Origin of the sequence: Mycobacterium numidiamassiliense (assembly GCF_900157365.1) — a bacterium.
Taxonomy (GTDB): Bacteria; Actinomycetota; Actinomycetes; order Mycobacteriales; family Mycobacteriaceae; genus Mycobacterium; species Mycobacterium numidiamassiliense.
Genome location: NZ_FUEZ01000004.1, coordinates 2,379,056 through 2,399,442, shown reverse-complemented (window position 1 = coordinate 2,399,442; position 20,387 = coordinate 2,379,056). Strand labels below are relative to the sequence as shown.

At 65.9% G+C, this 20,387-nt stretch carries 19 protein-coding genes and 1 pseudogene; 8 read left to right on the top strand and 12 right to left on the bottom strand.

Annotated elements, in window-relative coordinates; all coding sequences use genetic code 11:
* Positions 1-3: 3 nt before the first annotated feature.
* From octT to MNAB215_RS19860, 9 genes are all read right to left on the bottom strand, one after another.
* Positions 4-741, bottom strand: coding sequence for a diglucosylglycerate octanoyltransferase (octT, locus tag MNAB215_RS19900; protein WP_077080333.1), 738 nt, complete (start codon positions 739-741; stop codon positions 4-6).
* Entirely contained in the window at positions 731-1,402 is a 672-nt protein-coding gene (gpgP, locus tag MNAB215_RS19895; RefSeq protein ID WP_077080332.1) for a glucosyl-3-phosphoglycerate phosphatase, read from the bottom strand. Before gpgP ends, octT begins: the two co-directional genes overlap by 11 nt.
* A complete protein-coding gene (rsfS, locus tag MNAB215_RS19890) occupies positions 1,399-1,797 on the bottom strand; it encodes a ribosome silencing factor (RefSeq protein WP_077080331.1) in 399 nt (132 codons plus the stop codon). Before rsfS ends, gpgP begins: the two co-directional genes overlap by 4 nt.
* A complete protein-coding gene (gene nadD / locus MNAB215_RS19885) occupies positions 1,794-2,456 on the bottom strand; it encodes a nicotinate-nucleotide adenylyltransferase (protein WP_245830358.1) in 663 nt (220 codons plus the stop codon). Before nadD ends, rsfS begins: the two co-directional genes overlap by 4 nt.
* 159 nt (positions 2,457-2,615) lie before the next feature.
* Positions 2,616-4,061, bottom strand: coding sequence for a vWA domain-containing protein (locus tag MNAB215_RS19880; RefSeq protein ID WP_077080329.1), 1,446 nt, complete (start codon positions 4,059-4,061; stop codon positions 2,616-2,618).
* A complete protein-coding gene (locus tag MNAB215_RS19875) occupies positions 4,061-4,936 on the bottom strand; it encodes an AAA family ATPase (RefSeq protein ID WP_077080328.1) in 876 nt (291 codons plus the stop codon). The genes MNAB215_RS19880 and MNAB215_RS19875 overlap by 1 nt, the downstream gene beginning before the upstream one ends.
* Positions 4,937-4,973: 37 nt before the next feature.
* Positions 4,974-6,221 carry a glutamate-5-semialdehyde dehydrogenase gene (locus MNAB215_RS19870; protein WP_077080327.1) on the bottom strand — a complete coding sequence of 416 codons (1,248 nt, stop codon included), beginning with the start codon at positions 6,219-6,221 and terminating at the stop codon, positions 4,974-4,976.
* A 58-nt stretch (positions 6,222-6,279) separates the two neighbouring features.
* Positions 6,280-7,683, bottom strand: coding sequence for a mechanosensitive ion channel family protein (locus MNAB215_RS19865; protein ID WP_077080326.1), 1,404 nt, complete (start codon positions 7,681-7,683; stop codon positions 6,280-6,282).
* Entirely contained in the window at positions 7,683-9,896 is a 2,214-nt protein-coding gene (locus MNAB215_RS19860; protein WP_077080325.1) for an adenylate/guanylate cyclase domain-containing protein, read from the bottom strand. Before MNAB215_RS19860 ends, MNAB215_RS19865 begins: the two co-directional genes overlap by 1 nt.
* 132 nt (positions 9,897-10,028) lie before the next feature.
* Here MNAB215_RS19860 and MNAB215_RS19855 point away from each other — a divergent pair, with 132 nt between their 5' ends.
* On the top strand, positions 10,029-10,901 hold the full coding sequence (locus MNAB215_RS19855) for a ribokinase (RefSeq protein WP_077080324.1): 873 nt from the start codon (positions 10,029-10,031) through the stop codon (positions 10,899-10,901).
* Here the strand turns inward: MNAB215_RS19855 and MNAB215_RS19850 are convergent.
* Entirely contained in the window at positions 10,898-11,719 is an 822-nt protein-coding gene (locus MNAB215_RS19850; protein WP_077080323.1) for a GntR family transcriptional regulator, read from the bottom strand. The two genes, MNAB215_RS19855 and MNAB215_RS19850, sit on opposite strands and share 4 nt — an antisense overlap.
* Positions 11,720-11,797: 78 nt before the next feature.
* Between MNAB215_RS19850 and MNAB215_RS19845 the strand changes: the two genes are divergently transcribed.
* The 5 genes from MNAB215_RS19845 to MNAB215_RS19825 are packed head-to-tail and all read left to right on the top strand — an operon-like array spanning position 11,798 to position 16,460.
* Positions 11,798-13,225, top strand: coding sequence for an MmgE/PrpD family protein (locus MNAB215_RS19845; RefSeq protein WP_077080322.1), 1,428 nt, complete (start codon positions 11,798-11,800; stop codon positions 13,223-13,225).
* A gap of 10 nt (positions 13,226-13,235) precedes the next feature.
* Entirely contained in the window at positions 13,236-14,120 is an 885-nt protein-coding gene (locus MNAB215_RS19840) for an isocitrate lyase/PEP mutase family protein (protein ID WP_077080321.1), read from the top strand.
* The gene (locus MNAB215_RS19835) at positions 14,111-15,358 is read left to right on the top strand and encodes a 3-isopropylmalate dehydratase large subunit (protein ID WP_077080320.1); all 1,248 of its coding nucleotides are present in this window, start codon (positions 14,111-14,113) and stop codon (positions 15,356-15,358) included. The genes MNAB215_RS19840 and MNAB215_RS19835 overlap by 10 nt, the downstream gene beginning before the upstream one ends.
* Positions 15,355-15,915, top strand: a complete 561-nt coding sequence (locus tag MNAB215_RS19830; RefSeq protein ID WP_077080319.1) for a LeuD/DmdB family oxidoreductase small subunit — start codon at positions 15,355-15,357, stop codon at positions 15,913-15,915. The genes MNAB215_RS19835 and MNAB215_RS19830 overlap by 4 nt, the downstream gene beginning before the upstream one ends.
* A complete protein-coding gene (locus MNAB215_RS19825; protein WP_077080318.1) occupies positions 15,915-16,460 on the top strand; it encodes a YbhB/YbcL family Raf kinase inhibitor-like protein in 546 nt (181 codons plus the stop codon). The genes MNAB215_RS19830 and MNAB215_RS19825 overlap by 1 nt, the downstream gene beginning before the upstream one ends.
* Before the next feature lie 106 nt (positions 16,461-16,566).
* On the opposite strand, the gene MNAB215_RS19820 is transcribed toward MNAB215_RS19825, so the two are convergent.
* Positions 16,567-18,609, bottom strand: coding sequence for an NAD(+) synthase (locus MNAB215_RS19820; protein WP_077080317.1), 2,043 nt, complete (start codon positions 18,607-18,609; stop codon positions 16,567-16,569).
* 199 nt (positions 18,610-18,808) lie between these two features.
* On the opposite strand from MNAB215_RS19820, the gene MNAB215_RS19815 reads away from it, so the two are divergent.
* Together MNAB215_RS19815 and MNAB215_RS19810 are read left to right on the top strand one after the other, a co-directional pair.
* Positions 18,809-19,282 (top strand): CAP domain-containing protein, encoded by a 474-nt coding sequence (locus MNAB215_RS19815; RefSeq protein ID WP_165691594.1) that lies wholly within the window; start codon positions 18,809-18,811, stop codon positions 19,280-19,282.
* 33 nt (positions 19,283-19,315) lie between these two features.
* Entirely contained in the window at positions 19,316-20,170 is an 855-nt protein-coding gene (locus MNAB215_RS19810) for an NAD-dependent protein deacetylase (protein WP_077080316.1), read from the top strand.
* Here the strand turns inward: MNAB215_RS19810 and MNAB215_RS30290 are convergent.
* Positions 20,168-20,380, bottom strand: a pseudogene (locus tag MNAB215_RS30290) (cytochrome P450); the annotation flags it as partial. The gene MNAB215_RS19810 and the pseudogene MNAB215_RS30290 sit on opposite strands and share 3 nt — an antisense overlap.
* Positions 20,381-20,387: the final 7 nt, after the last annotated feature.

The following is a 20,387-nucleotide window of genomic DNA, read 5'->3' as shown; positions in this document are numbered from 1 at the left end:
CGGTCAGCCGCGCGGCTTCTCGTTCGAAACCCCGGCTTCGGCAAGCGCTTTGAGCATCAGCTCCGCGACCGCCTGGTGGGCCTCGAAATTCCAGTGAATGCCGTCGGGGTTACCCCGTCCGCTCATCACCTGCTCGGCCACGGCGGCTTTGAGATCCACCAGGGGAACGTCGTGGTCCTGCGCCCACTGGGTAATCGCCGCGACGGTGCCCGCCCGACCGTGATGGGCCTTGCCGTAGGTCTCGGCGATATGCACCGACGGCAACGAAGCCACGATCGGGATGCCGGGCCTGTTGAAATCGATTGCGCCACGGGTCTGTTCGAGGTATTCGGCGCTCAGGTGCGGCGGCAGCGCGGCCCGCGCGACCGGCGACAGCCTCGGCTGCAGCCACCCATAGCCGTCGCGGGCCCAGCGCCGCAACCATGGCGGCCGCACATAGCGGATCAGCTCACGCAACGCGGTCGGCAGCACCGACGGCAGCGAATCCATGCCGCCGGTGGCGAATATCACCGCGCCCGCCCTCGGCAGCGCCGCCCAGGCCCGCGGATCTTGCGTCGCCGCCCACCACACGTCGCGGCAGGTCCAGCCGATGCGGCCGATCAACTCCAGATCCCAACCCAGTTGCGAGGCAACGATATTGGGCCAGATACGCGGATCGTCGGCGGGCAAGCCTCCGGTCGGCCCGTAGTAGGCGAGCGAATCGGCGAACACCAACAGCGTGGGTCGTACGTCAGAGCACATCGTTGGAGACCTGCGCCGAGGCATTCCACACGTCCAGACGCCAACGGATACCGTCGAAGTCGTCGGCATCGTCGGAGTGGCCGGAGAGCTGCACCCAGCTAGCATTGCCCATGCCGCCCAGGATCGGCCAGTTGGCGACCGGAAGTCTCAGCAGCGCAGCCGCCAACGCCGCGATCAGGCCGCCATGAGCCACCAGCACCACCGGCCGGTCGGGTTCGCCCGCCTCACCCCACTCCGGTTCCCCGGACACCAACTCCTTGACCAGCGGCTCGCTGCGCGCGGCGACGTCGACTCTGCTTTCCCCACCATGGGGTGCCCAGGTCGCGTCGTCGCGCCACGCCGCTCGGGCCCCGGGGGCCACGGCGTCGACTTCGGTGTGCGTCAAGCCCTGCCAATCGCCGAGGTGGGTCTCGCGGAGTCGTTCGTCCACCCGCACGCGCAGCCCGGTCCGCTCCCCCAGTTTGATCGCCGTGTCGTAGGCGCGATGCAGATCCGACGACACGATGAGCAATGGCTGCAGCTTGCCGAGCACTTCGGCGGCGGCGACCGCCTGGGCGCGGCCCAGTTCGGTGAGCGCGGAATCCAGCTGTCCCTGCATCCGGCTACCGGCGTTGAAGTCGGTCTGCCCATGGCGCAACATCACCAGACGACGAATCCTCATGGCGCACTCGCGGAGTCGGCGGAGCTGCCCGACTCGTCGGCCAAATCGACTGGCACCACTGGGCAATCGCCCCACAGCCGATCCAGGGCATAGAAGTTGCGGTCGTCCTGATGCTGGATGTGCACGACGATGTCGCGATAATCCAGCAGTGTCCAACGGCCTTCCCGGGTACCTTCGCGCCGTGCTGGCTTGTAGCCGGCTTCGCGCATCTTCTCCTCGACCTCGTCGACGATGGCGTTGACTTGGCGCTCGTTGGAGGCCGACGCGATCACGAAGCAGTCGGTGATCACCAGTTGCCCGGAGACATCGATGACGATGACGTCGTCGGCGAGCTTGGCGGCCGCCGCGCTGGCGGCCACGGTGGCCATGTCGATGGCTTCCTGGGTGGCGCTCACGTGTTGTTTCCGGTGGCCAGTGTGGACTCACTCTGGTTCGAGGTCGGGGCTATCGTGGCGCTGGCCTCTCCGTCGCGGGGTTCCCGATAGAGCCGGCGCTTGGACACGTATTGCACGACGCCGTCGGGCATCAGGTACCAGAGCGGCCGCCGCGCCTCGGCACGCTGACGGCAGTCGGTCGACGAGATCGCCAGGGCAGGGATCTCGACGAGGGTCAACGCGTCTTTGGCCAGCTCCCCCAGGACCTCGGTGATGTGCTCGTCGTGCAGCTCGTATCCGGGCCGGCTCACCCCGACGAACCGCGCCAACTCGAACAGCACCTCCCAGCCCTGCCACGACAAGATCGACGACAGCGCGTCGGCGCCGGTGATGAAGAACAGCTCGGAATCCGGGTTCAGCGCATGCAGATCGCGCAGTGTGTCCTTGGTGTAAGTCGGGCCGCCGCGGTCGATATCGACGCGGCTCACCGAGAAGCGGGGATTGGAGGCGGTGGCGATCACCGTCATCAGATACCGGTCCTCGGCGGCAGAGACCTGCCGGGACTTCTGCCAGGGCTGACCGCTGGGCACGAACACCACTTCGTCGAGGTGGAACAGGTCGGCCACCTCGCTGGCGGCGACCAGGTGCCCGTAGTGGATGGGGTCGAACGTCCCACCCATGACTCCGACCCTGCGACGGCCCTTTTGCACGATTTGCCAGCTTACCGGGCCACGTCGGCGACACGTCGCCACGCTGTCGTCACATGCACCACACCAGTCTCTAGCGCCGGAGGCCGGTGTGGCTGATGTGACCAGCCGCGTCCGCAACCGGGCAAACCGTCACACCGGCAGCAGTTGGTCGATGACGGCGGCGAGCTGTTTGGCCGAACGGCATTCGTGCATGGTGATGACGTCTTGATAGCGCGGCACCGCCGAGTCGCCGCTGCCCCACAGGTGTTTGGGCTCGGGGTTGAGCCAGTGCGCGTGCCGGCTCGCGGTGACCATGTCTTCGAGTACGTCGAGGGCCGGGTCGCGGTAGTTGGTGCGGCCGTCGCCGAGCACCAACAGCGAGCTGCGCGGCGACAGCACGCCGGGATTGGCCTGCACGAACGAGACGAACGCGTTGCCGTAATCGGAGTGGCCGTCCCGGCTGTACACGCCGGCCTCGCGGGTGATCCGCTGAATCGCCACGGCCAGATCGGCTTCCGGGCCGAACATGTGCGTCACCTCGTCGGTCGTGTCGATGAAGGCGAACACGCGGACCCGCGAAAACTGTTGCCGCAGAGCATGTACCAGCAGCAGGGTGAAGTGGCTGAAGCCGGCGACCGAGCCCGAGACGTCGCAGAGCACCACCAGCTCCGGCCGCGCCGGACGAGGTTTGGCCAGCACCACGTCGATCGGCACACCGCCGGTGGACATGGACTTGCGCAGCGTCTTGCGCATATCGATCACCCCGGCGCGGCTGCGTCGGCGGCGGGCCGCCAGCCGGGTCGCCAGGGTACGGGCCAGTGGAGAGACGACGCGTTGCATCTGGCGCAGCTGGTCACCGGAGGCGCGCAGAAACTCGACGTTCTCCGAAAGCTGTGGGATGCCGTACATCTGGACGTGGTCGCGGCCAAGTTGCTCGGCGGTGCGCCGCTTGGTCTCGGCATCGACCAGTTTGCGTATCTGGGAAATCCTCTGCGCGGCAAGCGCCTTGGCGATCTGCTCTTGTGTCGGGGTGGGCTCGTCGCCGTAGGGGGCGAGCAGCCCCGCCAGCAACTTGCCCTCCAGTTCGTCCAGCGCCATCGCCTTGAGCGCCTGATACGACGAGAACGACGGGCCGCGGCTGGAGCTGTACTTGCCGTAGGCCTCCACGATCCGCGCGATCATGGCAACCAGGCGTTCGTCCATGTCGGCGAGGTCGGGGTTGTCGGCGAGCAGATCCGCCAGCATCTGGCGCATCGCCTCGACGTCGTCCTGTGGCAACGCGTCGTCGGGCGGGTCACCGGCCTCCTCGTCCACCACGACCGAGCGTGCGCCCATTGCCGCGGGGAACCATAGGTCGAACATGGCGTCGTAGGTCTCGCGATGGTCGGGCCGGCGCAACACCGCGCAGGCGATGCCCTCACGCAGCACCTCACGATCGCTCAGGCCGAGCGTGGCCATCACCCGACCGGCGTCTACCGTTTCCGACGGTCCCACCGAAATCCCGCTTCCGCGAAGCGCTTCCACGAATCCCACCAAGTGGCCCGGCAGCCCGTGCGGAGCGAGCGGGCGGGAGGGGCGGACGCGGCGGATGGCCATCAGTTGAGCCTAAGTTCCCCGGCCGCGCGTTGCTGGTCGGATTGGTGCTTGAGCACCACACCGAGCGTTTGGGCGACCACCGCGTCGTCGATGGTGTCCAGACCCAACGCCAGCAGCGTGCGGCCCCAGTCGATGGTCTCGGCGATGGACGGCACCTTTTTGAGCTGCATGCCCCGCATGACGCCGATGATGCGCACCAGCTCCTCGGCAAGGTGTGCGGGCAGCTCGGGAACCCGGGACAGCAAGATGCGGCGTTCCAGATCGGGGCTGGGGAAGTCGATGTGCAGGAACAGGCAGCGACGTTTGAGCGCCTCCGACAACTCGCGGGTGGCGTTGGAGGTCAGCACCACGAGCGGTTGGCGCTCCGCTGTGATGGTGCCCAATTCGGGCACGGTCACCGCGAAGTCGGACAGCACCTCGAGCAGCAGGCCCTCGATTTCGATGTCGGCCTTGTCGGTCTCGTCGATCAGCAAAACCGTTGGCTCGGTGCGGCGGATGGCGGTCAGCAGCGGGCGGGACAGCAGGAATTCCTCGCTGAACACGTCGGTCTTGGTCGCTTCCCAGTCGCCCGAACCGGCCTGGATGCGCAGGATCTGCTTGGCGTGGTTCCACTCGTAGAGTGCCCGGGCCTCGTCGACGCCTTCGTAACATTGCAGCCGGATCAGGCCGGAACCGGTCGCCTGCGCGACGGCACGGGCCAGCTCGGTCTTGCCGACGCCGGCCGGGCCCTCCACCAGCAGCGGCTTGCCGAGCCGGTCGGCAAGGAACACCGCGGTCGCGGTCGCGGTGTCCGGCAGATAGCCGGTCTCGGAAAGCCGTTTCGAGACGTCGTCGATGTCGGCGAAAAGGGGCGTGGGCCGGGCGGGCACGCTCACGATCGAATTCTCCTAAAGCGTTGTTGTCGAGGGGATTTCAGGTCGGACGGATGTGGCCGTCGCCCCAAGCGATCCATTTGGTCGAGGTCAATTCGGGCAGCCCCATGGGGCCGCGCGCGTGTAGCTTCTGGGTGGAGATGCCGATCTCGGCGCCGAAACCGAACTGCTCGCCGTCGGTGAACGACGTCGACGCGTTGACCATCACGGCCGCCGCATCGACTCCGTCAGTAAACCGTTGCGCGGCAGCCACATTGTTGGTCACGATCGCCTCGGTGTGGCCGGTGCCATACTCGTTGACGTGGGCGATCGCGGCGTCGACCCCGTCGACGACGGCGACCGCGATCTCCATCGCCAGGTATTCCCGGCGCAGGTGGTCCTCATTTGCGTCCAGGTGCACCGTCACGCCCGAATCCTGAAGGGCGGCAACCAGTCTGGGCAGCGCCTCCCCAGCGATCGCGGCATCCACCAGCAGGGTCTCGGCTGCGTTGCAGACACTGGGTCGCCGGGTCTTGGAGTTCAGCACAATTCGTTCGGCCACATCGAGGTCGGCGCCCTCGTGCACGTACACGTGACAATTGCCGACACCGGTCTCGATGGTAGGCACCTGCGCGTCCCGCACCACCGCGTCGATCAGGCTCGCTCCCCCTCGCGGGATCGCCACGTCGACCAGACCACGGGCTTGGATCAGGTGCGTCACCGTGGAGCGATCGTCGGCCGAAATGAGCTGGACGGCGTCGACGGGCAGGTCTTCGGCGCGCAGCGCCGACCGCAAGACCTCGACAAGCGCCTGATTGGAGTGCCACGCCGACGAACTGCCCCGCAGCAGGACCGCATTGCCGGACTTCAGCGCCAGGCCGAAGGCGTCGACAGTGACATTGGGCCGGCCCTCGTAGATCATGCCGATCACGCCTAGCGGAACTCGCTGCTGACGTAGCTGCAGCCCATTGGGCAGCGAGTAGCCGCGCAACACCTCACCGACCGGATCGGGCAGCCCGGCAACTTGGCGCAGGCCGGCGGCGATCCCTTCGACGCGCGTGGCGTTCAAAGCCAACCGGTCCAACATCGCGTCTGCGGTGCCCACAGCCCTGGCCGCCTTGAGATCTTCGGCGTTGGCCGCGAGGATTTGCTCGGTGTTGGCAACGATGGAATCGGCCGCGGATTTCAACGCCTGATCTTTGGCAACCGTCGGCAGCAACGCCAGCGCCCGCGATGCGATCCGGGCTCGCCGCGCGGCGTCGTGGACCTCCTGGCGCAAGTCCGGGCGCGATGGTGCTTGCAGACTCATTTATCCAGGGTATAGGGCGTGACCCGGTCAGGTGAGGCGGCCTGCTGTAGACGTCCGGCTACCCGACCCGCTCGCCGCGACCCGCCTGTCGCACCTTGCTTTGCCGCTCCTCGAGAACTTGGCCAAAGTCCTGTAGCAGCAACGGTTCCCGCATCACCAGGTTCTCCACATGTTCACGATCGAGCTCCAGCGCGGTTACCTCTTCGAGCGCATGGGCACTGGCGAGGTTCGGTTGCCGGGTCAGCGCGGTCAGCCCGAGAAAGGAACCCGCCTCAAGGGTGCTGATCTCCGCCACTGCCCCGTCGCTGTCCACAGCGGTCAATCGCACCCGCCCCGCGATCAGGAACGTCATCCCCGCCGGCACCTGACCGGCGTACTCCACGATTTCGTCGGCGCCGTAGCGGACGATCCGCGCACTCGAATGCAGCGACTGCTGATCGGCGAGGCCCAGCCGCAGCACCGGCGCCACCACAGTGCGCAACGCGTGCTCCACCCGCTCCCTGCTCGAGTAGTCGTCGTCGGCGTTGTCGAGATGCAGCTCCTCGCGCCGCGACGAGTACCAAATCCAGCGGAGAAACGTCGATCGCGCCGCACCGTCGTCGGCCGGTGAGTTCAGCCGGATGCTCGTCGAGTATTCGCCGTTCCCGATCGGCACCGAGCGGGGCTCGCTACCGGGCTTGAGCTGCGGCAACGCGCTGGCGGCGCGGGTCAGCATCGCGCAGACCCGCTCGGGCGGGTCACCGAGCGAAAAAGTGGTCTTCATCGACACCTTGTACGTGCCGGCCGGCCGGCTCAGGTTGGTGAAAGGCTGGCTGGCCAGCACCGAGTTCGGGGTGATCCGCGTGCCACTGCCGGTTTCGATGTGCACGGCACGCCAGTTCACTTCGACGATTCGTCCCCGTGCCGTCGACGTGTCTATCCAGTCGTTGATGCGGAACGGCTGCTCGAACAACATGAACAGGCCCGACACGATCTGGCCGACGGAGTTCTGCAGCATCAGGCCGATGACGACCGATGTGACGCCCAGAGCGGTGAAGAGGCCGCCGACCCGGACACCCCAGATGTAAGACAGGATCAAGGTCAGCCCGATGCCGATCAGTGCGAACCGGGCGGCGTCGAGGAAGATGGTGGGCAGCCGTTTGCGCCAGCTGTCTTCCGGCGCGCTTTCGAACACGGTGGCGTTGAGCCCAGACAACAGCAATACCAACACAAGAAATCCGAAGACCGTGCTCAGGATTCGGACCAGCGGGTCCCCGGCCGGGACCTGCGCGGCGTTGACAACCAACAGCAACAGGGAGCCAAGCGGCAGCAGGTAATTGCGCAGCAGACTGACCTGCCGGGCCATCCGGCTATTCCTGCGAACGAGGGCGTGGTGTAGCTCGGTGAGCAGGATGACCATGGCCGGAAATCCGAGCGCGACACCGACCGCCCAGTAGAACCACGACGCGTGGAGAGTGTTCATCATCGTTCCGATAGTCGGTAGATCGCCTGGTCGACACCGCCGACCGAAATCGTGCCCGCCGCAGCGAACTGCCGCACGTCATGCATCGCTTCGTACACCTTCGCCGTGACGTAGATACCGGGTTGCGGTGAGCCGCTGTGCATTTGGTAGGCCGTACTGACCGCGGCACCCCACATGTCGTAGACCAGACTCGATCGGCCCACCAGCCCGCTCACCACGTTGCCGGTGTTGATGCCGACCCGAAGCCGTAGTTCGTGGCCGGTTTGGCCGTTGAACCGGTCGATGATCTGGCGCATTTCGAGGGCGAACTCCACGCTTCGGTGGATGCTGTCCAGTCGTGGCGTGACCATCCCGCAGCTCGCCAGATAACCGTTGTGGAAGGTGCGGATCCGTTCCACCCCAAGGGCTTCGGCCGCCGAATCAAACTGGCGGAACAGATCGTCGACGATCTCGACGAGTTCGTTACCGGTCATGTCGTTGGACATCTCGTCGAGGCCGACGATGTCGGCGAAGATGACGGATACGTCCTGGTGCTTTTGCGCGATGGTCTCCTGGCCCTCGCGATACTGCTGCACCACCGACTCCGGCATCAGCGCCAGCAACAGACGGTCATTTTCCTTGCGCTGCTCGGCGAGCAACTCTTCCTTGATCGCCAGGTTACGGCTCATCTCGTTGAAAGCCGCACTGAGATCACCGATTTCGTCACGCGATGTGACCGGGATGCTGACCTCGTAGTCCCCGGAGCTGATCTTTTGCGTTCCGGCCTGCAGCCGCCGCACCGGCCGCAGCAGCACCTGGGCGAGCAGCATCGCGGCCACGCACACCGTGAAGATCATCGCCGACACGCCAACCACCAGCGTTTTGCTGAATCTCCCCAATCGCGCGTAGGCGGCGGCGTCGTCGCGCGTCACCAGAATCGACCAGTGCAGATCGGAATTCGGCACGTTCAACGGGGCGTAGGCTTCCATCTCCCTATTGCCCGTGTAGTCGGTGTCGGTGACGGTTCCGGTCTGTCCGCGCTGAGCTGCACGTACACCCGCGCTCGGCACCGGCTGCGACAGGATCGTGGTGCCCAGCGCGATGGCCCGGTTCACGTCGTCGGCCGGAGTCCCGTTGGCGATCGCTTGGCGCCGATATTCCTGCGGATCCTCGATGAATAAGCGGGAATCCGAACGCATCAAGTTGTCTGGCCCCACCAGGTATGACTCGGTCGAGGAACCCAGGCCGGCGGCTTCCCACTGTCTGTCGGCGGTCATGATCCTGTTGATCTTCGCGGTCGGCAGTGGCCACGCCATGACACCGTCTATCTTTCCGTTCAAACCGATCGGCGACACCACCCACCCTATCGGGGCATCCAGCGCCGGCTGGTAGGGCTGGAAATCGGTGATCCAGATGAAGTCGACGTCGTTGGAACGCAAGGCTTTTTGGTAGGCATCCCGCAGCTTGGACTCGCGATACGGGCCGGTGAGAACATTCGTGCCGAGGTCGGGGCCCTTGTTCACGCTATAGACCACATTGCCCTGCGTATCCAGCAGCAGTACGTCGTGATAGTCGAAGCGGGTGACGATGCCGCGCATATAGAAGTCGAAGCGGGCGTTGGCCGCCGACCAGGCGCTGCCGTCGCCGGCATCGACGGGCGGCAACTTGTCGGCGGCCGCCCGAGGGGGTGCCGTGTAGTTGGCCTGAAGGTATTTCTGCGCGGGCGAACTCGGCATCACCGCGTTGATATCGATTGTTTCACCGGTGATTCGCTTGATCGGATTGATCATGTCTTTGTTGTAATAGTTGACGAGCGCCTCCTGCTGGGCAGGAGTGATCGTCGCGTTGCCCAATTGGTTGAATCCCGCGGTGAGCGACTCCAATGCCTGGATAATGCTGAAGCCGCCGCTGTAGATGATCAGCGAATTCGTCATCTGCTTGAAAAGGGCCTCCAGCTCCCGCTTCTGCGACTCGCGCAATTCGGTTAGCCGGTCGGCTTCGACCTGTCGCAGGGCGTTGCGCCCGGAGATGGCACCGATCAGGCCAACCACGGAGACCGACAAGATGCTGCAGATCAGCAGCGTCATCAACAGCTTGGACTGAATGCCGATCCGGAAAAAGCGGCGACGGTGCGGTTTCTGACCCTTGTGGTGCTCGCTCTTGTGCGCCGCGGGGTCCTGGGCCGAGGCAGGTTCGTCGGCGGTAGCGGCGTCCGTCAGATCGCTCGATGTCAACGCGGCCCACTTTCTCGGAAACTATCCAGCATCGCTAACGCAGCAGAGTAGCGCGCGGACGAGCAGATATTGGCGTTTGCGCGCCGCGCCTATGGCCCAAAATGCAGGACAGACGCGACTAACGTCGACCAGATGGCACGCGTATGCGTGGTGGGCAGCGTCAACCTCGATCTCACCGTCGACGTGGATGCCCTGCCGCGTCCGGGAGAGACGGTGCTGGCGTCGCAACTGACCTACGCACCCGGCGGCAAGGGCGGCAATCAGGCGGTGGCCGCGTCGCGCGCGGGAGCCGCCGTGCAGTTCGTCGGCGCCCTCGGCGATGACGCTGCCGCCGAGCAGCTGCGGGCTCACTTGCTGACCAACGGTGTTGGGCTGGAAGCAACCGTGACGGTGCCGGGGCCCAGTGGCATGGCGGTCGTCGTGGTCGATGCCGGCGCGGAGAACACCATCGTGGTGGCGCCGGGCGCCAACGGACAGCTGACGTTGGACGCGACGGAGATACCGGCGGCCATCACCGAATGCGACGTGTTGTTGACCCAGTTGGAGATTCCGGTGACCACGGCGATCACTGCGGCACGCGAAGCCAGGTCGGCCGGGGCGGTCGTCATCGTCAACGCCTCGCCGGCCGCCCGCGACCGACACTCATTGGCCGAACTAGCGTCATTGGCCGACGTGGTGATTGCCAACGAAGCCGAGGCGAAGGAATGGCCATGGCGCCCAACCCACTTGGTGACCACCCTCGGCGCCCGCGGCGCCCGCTGCGTCAGTCGTGACGACGAATTCCAGGTACCCGCACCGTCGGTCAAAGCGGTGGACACCACCGGTGCCGGCGACGTCTTCGCCGGAGTGCTCGCCGCGAACTGGCCGGCCCACCCCGGTTCGCGCGCCGAGCGGCTGGCGGCGTTGCAGCGGGCCTGCGCCGCCGGCGCACTGGCGACGCTGGTGCCCGGCGCCGGTGACTGCGCACCGGATGCCATGGCCATCGACGCGGCGCTGCCGAGCTAAGACCGCGAGGCGCCCCGGTCCACATCATGAGCAATGGTCAGACCGTCGGCGACCTCAAGTTCGTCCGCCGTCTGGTTGAGCAGGACTCGACTTCGGCTCGGCGACAACAGCGCCGACAGGTGGTGGTGTGGTGTGCCGCTCACGAATACCAGCCGGTTGACCCGCAGCAACGCGGCGCCGATCGCCGTGTCGAGTAGTTGTGCGTTGCGCGGACCGGCGATCTCGGCGGTGATTTCGTGCCGCACCCGATCCGGCACAATCCCGTTGTCCGACAACAGTTCATAGAGCGGCGCGCGTCGCAGCGCAGGCTCGGTCAAGGTGTCGGCCAGTCCGGGAGGCAGCCACACGTCGGTCACGAGCAACGGCTCGCCGGTGCGGCGCTGCCGGCGCACCCGCACAATGTGCAGTAAATCGTCGGACGTTTCGAGCGCTTCGGAGACGGCCCGCGGCGGGCGCCGCACACCGAGCTCGACGACGTCGACCTCGGTTTCGAATTGGGTCTGCCGCAGCCCTTCCATGTAGGAGCTTCCGTGCGACGACACATCCGCTGGACCGTGCCGGCGCACGAAGGAACCGACACCGTGACGGCGCTCGATGTATCCCTGCTCGGCCAGGTCTGCCAGCGCCCGGCGGACCGTGATCCGCGAAACCCCGAACTGGTCGCACAGCGTCTGCTCGGTGGGTAACGCGTCGCCGGGTGCCAGGACGCCACGGTCGATCTCGTCATGCAGGACCAAAAAGAGCTGACGGTGCAGCGGCACCCCGGCCGCGGCGGACACCGTGCCGGCCTTACCGCTGGTCTCGCCCACGGTGGTCATGTTTCCACATCGCCTCTCTTGCACTGCGCGTTCAGTTGTTATATGTATATAACAACATCATGATTCAAGGGAGACCCGATGACCTCGGCGCAGCAGACCGCCACCGATCCAGCGGGGCCGACCGGGCAGTTGGCCGGCTGGGTCGCCGATCTCAGCCTCGACGACGTGCCGGCGCCCGTTGTCGAGCGGGCGAAGTACCTGTTGCTCGACGGCCTGGGCTGCGCCCTGGTCGGTGCCCAACTGCCCTGGTCACGCGTCGCCACCGCCGCCGTCCTCGATTTGGAGGGCTCGGGCGACAGCGTGGTCATCGGCACCGGTCACAGGACCGGGGCGCCCGCGGCCGCGGTGCTCAACGGGACGTTCATCCAGGGCTTCGAGCTCGATGACTTCCATCCCCTGGCCCCGCTGCACAGCTGCTCACTGCTCATCCCGGCCCTGCTGTCCACGGCATCGGTGCGGGATTCGACGACCACGGGCGCTGAGCTCCTGCTCGGGGCGATCGCCGGTTTCGAGGTCGGCCCCCGGGTCGGCTACACGCTGCACGGTTCCCAGATGCTCGACCGCGGCTGGCATTCGGGACCGGTGTTCGGCACCCATTCGGCGGCCATGGCGTCGGGCAAGCTGCGTGGACTGCCACCCGGACAGCTCGAGGACGCCCTCGGCCTGGCCGGTACCCAGTCGGCGGGGCTGATGGCGGCGCAGTACGAGGCCATGAGCAAACGCATGCACCACGGCCTCGCGGCGCGCAACGGCTTCTATGCCGCGGGGCTCGCCGCGGCGGGTTACACCGGCATCAAGCGAGTGTTCGAGCGTGAATACGGCGGATACCTCAGCGTTTTCGGCGAGGGCCACAATCCCGACGCGTCGCTGCTGACCACTCAGCTCGGCCGGCACTGGGAGACCAACGTCATCATGGTCAAGTCGTACGCGGCGATGGGCGGCCTACACGGTGCGATAGACGCGGCTAGGCAGTTGCGGAAAACCATTGCACCCGAGGATATTTCGAAGGTAGACATCACCGTCGGCGAGACCATCTACAAACACGGCTGGTGGACACCGGAGCGCCCGCTCACCTCGATCGGCGCCCAGATGAATATCGGCTACGCGACCGCAGCGGCGCTGCTTGACGGCAACGTATTGCCCGACCAGTTCACCCAGGCCCGGCTGGACTCCGACGACATCTGGTCGCTGATCGACGCCACCTCGGTGCATCTGGACGAGTCGCTGGCCCAAGCCCCCATCACCGAGCGCTTTCGCACCGACGTCTCGGTGACCACCCGCAACGGCGACGTACACCAAGTCCGCGTCGTGGCGCCGCACGGCGCACCCAACGACCCGGTGACCAACGACGAACTCGTGGCGAAGTTCCACGCACTCGCCGACCGGGTCACCAACCGCGGGCACGCCGAGGCGATCGACCGCGCGGTGGTTGGCCTCGAAAACCTCGACGACATCGTGGATCTGATCGATCTGCTCGACCAACCCGTTGCCGGCGCGCTGGACTGAAAGGACTCAGATGACTACCACACCCGCTCGTCAGCGGCTGCGCGACCTGTTGGATAGGCGCGAACTCATCGTCGCGCCCGGGGTTTTCGACGGCATCTCGGCACAACTGACCAAACGGACCGGCCACGTCGCGGCGTACATGACCGGTGCCGGCGTAGCTGCATCGGGCTTCGGGCTGCCCGACATCGGACTGGTGACCGCGACCGAAATGGCCGACCGGGTGCGGATGATCGCGGACGCACTGGGCGACATCCCGCTGATCGCCGATGCCGACACCGGCTACGGCGCACCGATGAACGTGGTGCGCACCGTCCGCGCCTATGACGTCGCGGGAGTGGCCGCAATCCAGTTGGAAGATCAGGTGTTTCCCAAGCGTTGTGGCCACCTGCCGGACAAGCAGGTGGTCGACGTCGCCGTGTTCGAGCAGACGCTGGCGGCCGCCCTGGACGCCCGGTCCGACGACAACCTGCTCATCGTGGCCCGCACCGACGCACGCGCGCCCCTTGGGCTGGATGCAGCGATCGAGCGGGCCAACCGATACGCCCAGGCCGGCGCGGACGTCATCTTCGTCGAGGCACCCCAGGACACCAGCGAGATCGAGCGCATCGGTCGCGAAGTCGACGCTCCCCTGCTGATCAACCTGGTGCTGGGCGGCATGACCCCGCTGGAATCGGCAGCACGGCTAGAGGAGTGGGGCTACGCGATCGCGATCCATCCCAGCAACCTGTTGATGCGCGCGACTTTCGGTATGCTGCAAAGCCTTTGCGAGCTCAACGCCAGCGACCCCGCCGCGCATCTGCCGACCAGCCCGGCCGACTTCTTCAACCTGGTAGGCATGGCCGAATGGCTGGACCTCGACATCCGCTACGCACGCAAGGACCCATCATGGGCATGACCATCATCGAAAAGATCTTTGCGCGTAAAGCCGGTCTGCGGTCGGTGGCGCCGGGCGACACCGTCGTCGTGGACGTCGACATGACCGTGTTGATCGATCTGCAATTCGCCACGATGTGGATCCAGCCGAGCCGGATCCACGATCCCGACAAACTGGCGATCGTGATGGACCACGCCGTCCCGGCACCGACCATCAAGGACGCCGCGGGCGGCTCGCATGCCCGAAAATTCGCCGCCGACTTCGGCATCGAACGCTTCTACGACGTCGGCCGGCACGGCATCTGCCACCAGGTCATCGCCGAGAATGGGCTGGCCCGCCCCGGAGAACTCCTGGCCTGCACCGACTCTCACACCTGCGCCGCAGGCGCCTACAACGCCGCCGCACGCGGACTGGGGCCCGCCGAGGTGTATTCGGTGATGTGCACCGGCACCACCTGGTTTCAGGTCGCACCGACCGTCCGCTATGAACTCGATGGCGTCAAACCGAACACCGTGAGCGGCAAGGACATCTTTCTGCACATCGCGAACGAATACGGCGACGCGGCCAACCTGAACCTGGAATTCGGCGGCCCGGGACTGGCCGGCATCCCGATGCACGATCGGCGGACCATCGCCACCCAGGGCGCCGAGATATCCGCCGATTTCAGCACCTTCGAAGCCGACGACGTGTTGGCCCGTTTCCTCGACGAAACGGGCGTCACCGGGTACGCCGCGGCGGCACCGGATCCCGACGCCGACTACTACGACATCCGGCACGTCGACCTGGCGGCGCTGGAGCCCTATGTGGCGCGGCCGGGCACCGTCAGCCGCAATGGACTGCCCGTCTCGCAGCTGGGCCGCCAGAAGGTGGACCAGGCCTTCATCGGATCGTGCGCGAACGGGCAACTCGAGGATCTTGAGATCGCCGCAGCGGTGTTGCGAGGCAAGACCGTAGCGCCGGGAGTGCGCCTGCTGGTCACGCCCGCCTCGCAGGCCGTGTACCGGGAGGCGATGCGGCGGGGCTATCTACAGGACATCGCCGATGCGGGCGGCGTGGTCACCAACTCCACCTGCGGGGCGTGTTTCGGGTACCACATGGGTGTGATCGGGGCGGGCGAGGTGTGCATCACGTCGAGCACCCGTAACTTCACCGGACGCATGGGCAGCACCGAGGCCGAGATTTTCATGGCCTCACCGGCGACCGTCGCCGCATCGGCAATCACCGGATACATCACCGACCCGAGGAGTGTGGCGGCGTGACAGTCGCTTTCAGCGGAAAGGTCTGGGTGTTCGGCGACAACCTGAACACCGACGCCATGTATCCCGCCTTCGCGATGAAGATGGATCCCCCCGAGGCGGCCAAGCACATCTTCTACGAGGTACGCCCGGGCTGGACCGACGAGGTATCGCCGGGTGATATCGTGTTGGCCGGCAAGAACTTCGGGCTCGGTTCGTCGCGCCCGGTCGCATCCCTGTTCACCGAGCTCGGCGTCGCCGGACTCGTCGCCGAGGAGTTCAACTCGTTGTTTTTCCGCAATGCCGTGAACGCCGGCCTGCCGGCGATGACCCTGCCCAACGCCACCGCAGTGTTCACCGAGGGCGACAGAGGATCCTTCGATCTCACCGCGGGCACCTGGCACAACGACACCACCGGAGCAGCGGGTTCGGTGCCCAAGCTGCCCGCCTTGATCCTCGACATCATCGAAAGTGGCGGTGTCATGCCCCGATTGGCGGCGCAGGGCTATCTGCCCGCCGAACTCGGCGACCTGCTGCGCTCGAGCGCCGTGGCGATGCGCGGCGCGGGCAGCGGCGCCTAATGGCACTACTGGGCAGGCTGTTGCGGCGGTTCCGCTCCAACGAACACCGTAGCCCGTTGTCCGGCAGCGCTTTTGCCGCGCCGGACTCGATCGCGGTTACCAGCACGGCGTTCAGCGACGGCGGCGCGATGCCAGCGTCGAGTGCGGGCAAGGGCGTGGGTGACAATACGTCACCGCATTTGCGTTGGGATCGACTTCCGCCGGGAACCCGGCAGGTGGTGCTGATCATCGATGACGTCGATGTGCCGCTGCCGCGCCCGCTGCTGCACACCGTCGCGGTGATCGACCCGACGGTGGACAGCGTCGCGACGGGATCGTTGCAGCCGGGAACCGCCGGAATACGGTTCATCCGCGCGGATTTGGGCCATCGCGGGTACGCGGGTCCGCGACCGATCCCCGGTCACGGACCACACCACTACCGCTTTCACGTGTTCGCCATCGACCAGCCCATAGCGGACAGCGTCACCACATCCAAGGCTCTGCTGGGCGCGGTGGCCGGGCGGGTGCTGGCCCGCGGCGTGCTGACCGGGACCTACGAGCGCTAGTTTCGGGGCTTCGCGGTCTCGGGGCTTCGCCAGCCTAACCCCACTGCGACTTCAGGGCCGAAATCTCGCAGTCACGTTAGGCTCGCGGTGATCTCGGAGCCGAGCGCTAGTCTTCGGGGATTTCGCGGTCGATTTCGTCGAGCCAGATGCGGGCGGACATGTCCGATGGAGCACGCCAGTCCCCACGGGGCGACAGCGCCCCCCCGTGAGACACCTTGGGGCCGTTGGGCAACGCCGAGCGTTTGAACTGGCTGAACGAATAGAACCGCTGCACAAAGACCTGCAGCCAGTGCCGAATCTCCTTGAGCGTGTAGGACGGTCGCTTGTCCTCGGGGAATCCGGCCGGCCAGTTGCCGTGTTCGGTATCGCTCCAGGCATGCCAGGCCAGGAACGCGATTTTCGACGGCCGGAATCCGTAGCGCAGGACATGGAACAGCGCGAAATCCTGCAGGGCGAACGGTCCCACCTTCGCCTCGCTGCTCTGTAGTTCTTCTTGCTCACCGGCCGGAACGAGTTCCGGGGTGATCTCGGTGTCGAGCACCGACTGGAGCACGGCGCCGACCCGTGATTCGAATTGGTGCGACGCGATGATCCAGCGGATCAGATGCTGGATCAGTGTCTTGGGTACTCCGGCATTGACGTTGTAGTGCGACATCTGGTCGCCGACACCGTATGTCGACCAACCCAGGCCGAGCTCGGAGAGGTCACCGGTACCCAGCACGATGCCGCCGCGCTGATTGGCGAGCCGGAACAGGTAGTCGGTGCGCAGCCCGGCCTGGACGTTCTCGAACGTGACGTCGTAGACCTTGTCACCCTGCGAGAACGGATGATCCATCTCTTTGAGCATCAGCGACGCGGTATCGCGGATATCGATTTCGGCGAAGGTGACGCCAAGGGCGCTGCACAGCTCGACCGCATTGCGTTTGGTGCGATCTCCGGTCGCGAAGCCGGGCAATGTGAAAGCCAGAATGTCGCTGCGCGGCCGGTTCTCGCGATCCATCGCGCGCGCGGCGACGATCAGAGCGTGGGTCGAGTCCAACCCGCCCGAAACCCCGATGACGACCTTGGGGTAGTTCAGCGCCCGCAATCGCTGTTCGAGCCCGGAGACCTGGATGTTGTAAGCCTCGTAGCAATCCTGCTGCAGCCGTTGCGGATCGGCGGGGACGAACGGGAAACGCTCGATCTGTCGCAGCAATCCGATGTCGCCGGCCGGCGGAGCGAGACGGAATTCGATGCGCCGGAACGATTCCGACGAGCGGCGATGGTGTCGGCGATTGTCGTCGAAGGTGCCCATCCGTAGCCGCTCGGACCGAAGCAACCCGGTGTCGACGTCGGCCACCGCGCGCTGCGCGCCCTTGGGAAAGCGCTCGGATTCCGCGAGCAGCACCCCGTTCTCCCAGATCATCGTCTGGCCGTCCCAGGCCAGGTCGGTCGTCGATTCCCCTTCTCCCGCAGCGGCATACATGTAGGCGGCCAGGCAACGCAGTGACGCCGAGCGGGCGAGCAGCTTGCGGTCCTCGGCGCGGCCGATCGTGATTGGGCTGCCCGAAAGGTTGGCCAACACCGTCGCGCCCGCCAACGCCGCCTCCGCGCTCGGCGGGATCGGCACGAACATGTCCTCGCAGATTTCGACGTGCAGCACGAAATCGGAGAGATCGGTTGCCGCGAACAACAAGTCCGGACCGATCGGGGCCGCGATGTCGCCGATGCGGATGATGCCCCGCTCGTCGTCACCCGGGGCGATTTGGCGGTGCTCGTAGAACTCGCGGTAGGTGGGCAGATACGACTTGGGCGCCACACCGAGCACCGCGCCGCGATGGATGACAACGGCGGTGTTGTAGATGCGCTGCCGGTAGCGCAGCGGCGCACCGACAACCAGCACCGGCAGCAGATCGGTGGATGCGGCGACGATCTCGAGGACGGCGGCTTCGACATCGTCGAGCAAGAGGTCTTGCAACACGATGTCCTCGATCGAGTACCCGGACAGCGTCAGCTCGGGGAAGATCGCGACGCCGACACCCTCGTCGTGGCAGTCGCGGGCAAGGCGCAGCACCGACGCCGCGTTGGCCGCCGGATCACCGATCGTGGTGCGGTGCGTGCAGGCGGCAACGCGGACAAAACCCTGGCTGTAGCTGTTGTAAAAGTCCATCGCCCTTCCATTGTCGCCCGACCAGTGTAAATAAGCATGCACCGGCCCTAGACTCGACGAGGTGGCGGATTCGCTGCGAGTCGGCAACGAGCGGCTGCGAGTTGGGCACACGACGACCGCGGCCTGCTGTCCCCAATGGTCACAAACCGGTAACGTTTGGTTGCCGAAGACCGAAAAGTAGTGCATGGCAAGAGGCAATATGGGGCGCAAAGTCGCAAAAGTCGCCGTCGTCTCGATTTGTGCTGTTCTCATGACGGCGCTCGACAACGTTGCCGGTTTCCCTGCGCGCGCGGACGATCCGCGGACCGCGATATACAGCGGCGTCAACCAGCTTCGCGAGGCCTGCGGAGTCCTCGGCGACGACCCGCGTTTAACAGCAGCCGCAGAGCGGCACGCCAACGACATGCTGCGGAACGGGGTGAATGGCCACATCGGTTCCGACGGCTCGTCACCGCAGGCACGTATCACCGATGCGGGCTACCGGTCCCGCTACTCGGGTGAGATCGTCTTCTGGGGAACCGGATCCGCTGCGTCTACCAGCACAGCCCTCGACATGTGGATGCAAAGTCCACCACACCGGGCAATCATCCTGAACTGCGCATACACCGCAGGCGGCTTCGCCACCGCCTGGGACGGCAACAAAATGACCGCGGTCGGTGACTTCGCGGCGTAAACCCACACCGGTTCAGTCCGTACTCTCGAAGATGTGACCACACGCTGCGCCGAATCGCCGGAGTTGGTCGCGCTGTTGGCTGGACGCCGTATCGCGGTGCTGACGGGCGCCGGGATGTCCACCGACTCCGGCATTCCCGACTATCGTGGTCCGGACTCGCCGCCGAGCAACCCCATGACCATCCGCCAGTTCACCTCGGATCCGGTGTTCCGGCAACGGTATTGGGCACGCAATCACGTCGGTTGGCGACATATGGACGACACCCTGCCCAATGCGGGCCATCGCGCGCTGGCCGCGCTGGAAGATGCCGGGGTGGTCACCGGGTTGATCACCCAGAATGTCGACCTGTTGCACACCAAGGCAGGCAGCCGAAACGTCATCAACCTGCACGGCACCTATGCCCAAGTGGTCTGTCTGAACTGCGGCCACACCATGAGCCGGACCGCGCTGGCCGAACGGCTCGAGGAGCTCAACCCTGGATTCCTCGAACGCGCCCAGGCGATCGGCGGCCTGGCCGTGGCTCCCGACGCCGACGCCGTCGTCGCCGATACCGCATCGTTCCGGTATCTCGACTGCCCCCGCTGCACCGGCATGCTCAAGCCCGATATCGTCTATTTCGGCGAGAACGTTCCTAAAGAGACTGTGGCCCAGGCGTATTCACTCATCGATCACGCCGGGGCGCTGTTGGTCGCCGGCTCGTCGCTGACCGTCTTCTCCGGCTATCGGTTTGTGCGTCACGCCGCCGCGGCCGGCATCCCAGTCGCCATCGTCAACCGCGGACGCACGCGCGGCGACGACCTGGCGACCGTCAAAGTCGACGGTGGGTGCTCGGAATTGCTGGTGCTGCTGGCCAACGAGCTGGCGCGGACAACAACGTCCTTGCACTAAAAGGTGCACGGCATAGACGAAGTTGCCTGCGACCCAGGCCGGATCACCGGCCTGGATGTCGGGCAGCTGACGAAGCAGCTCAGCGAAGATGGCGCGCAGTTGGGCCCTGGCCACGTGTGCACCCAGACAAAAGTGCACTCCTCCGCCGCCGAAGCCCAGGTGCGGGTTGGGACTGCGACGCAGGTTGAAACGGTCCGGGTGGTCGAACGCTATCTCA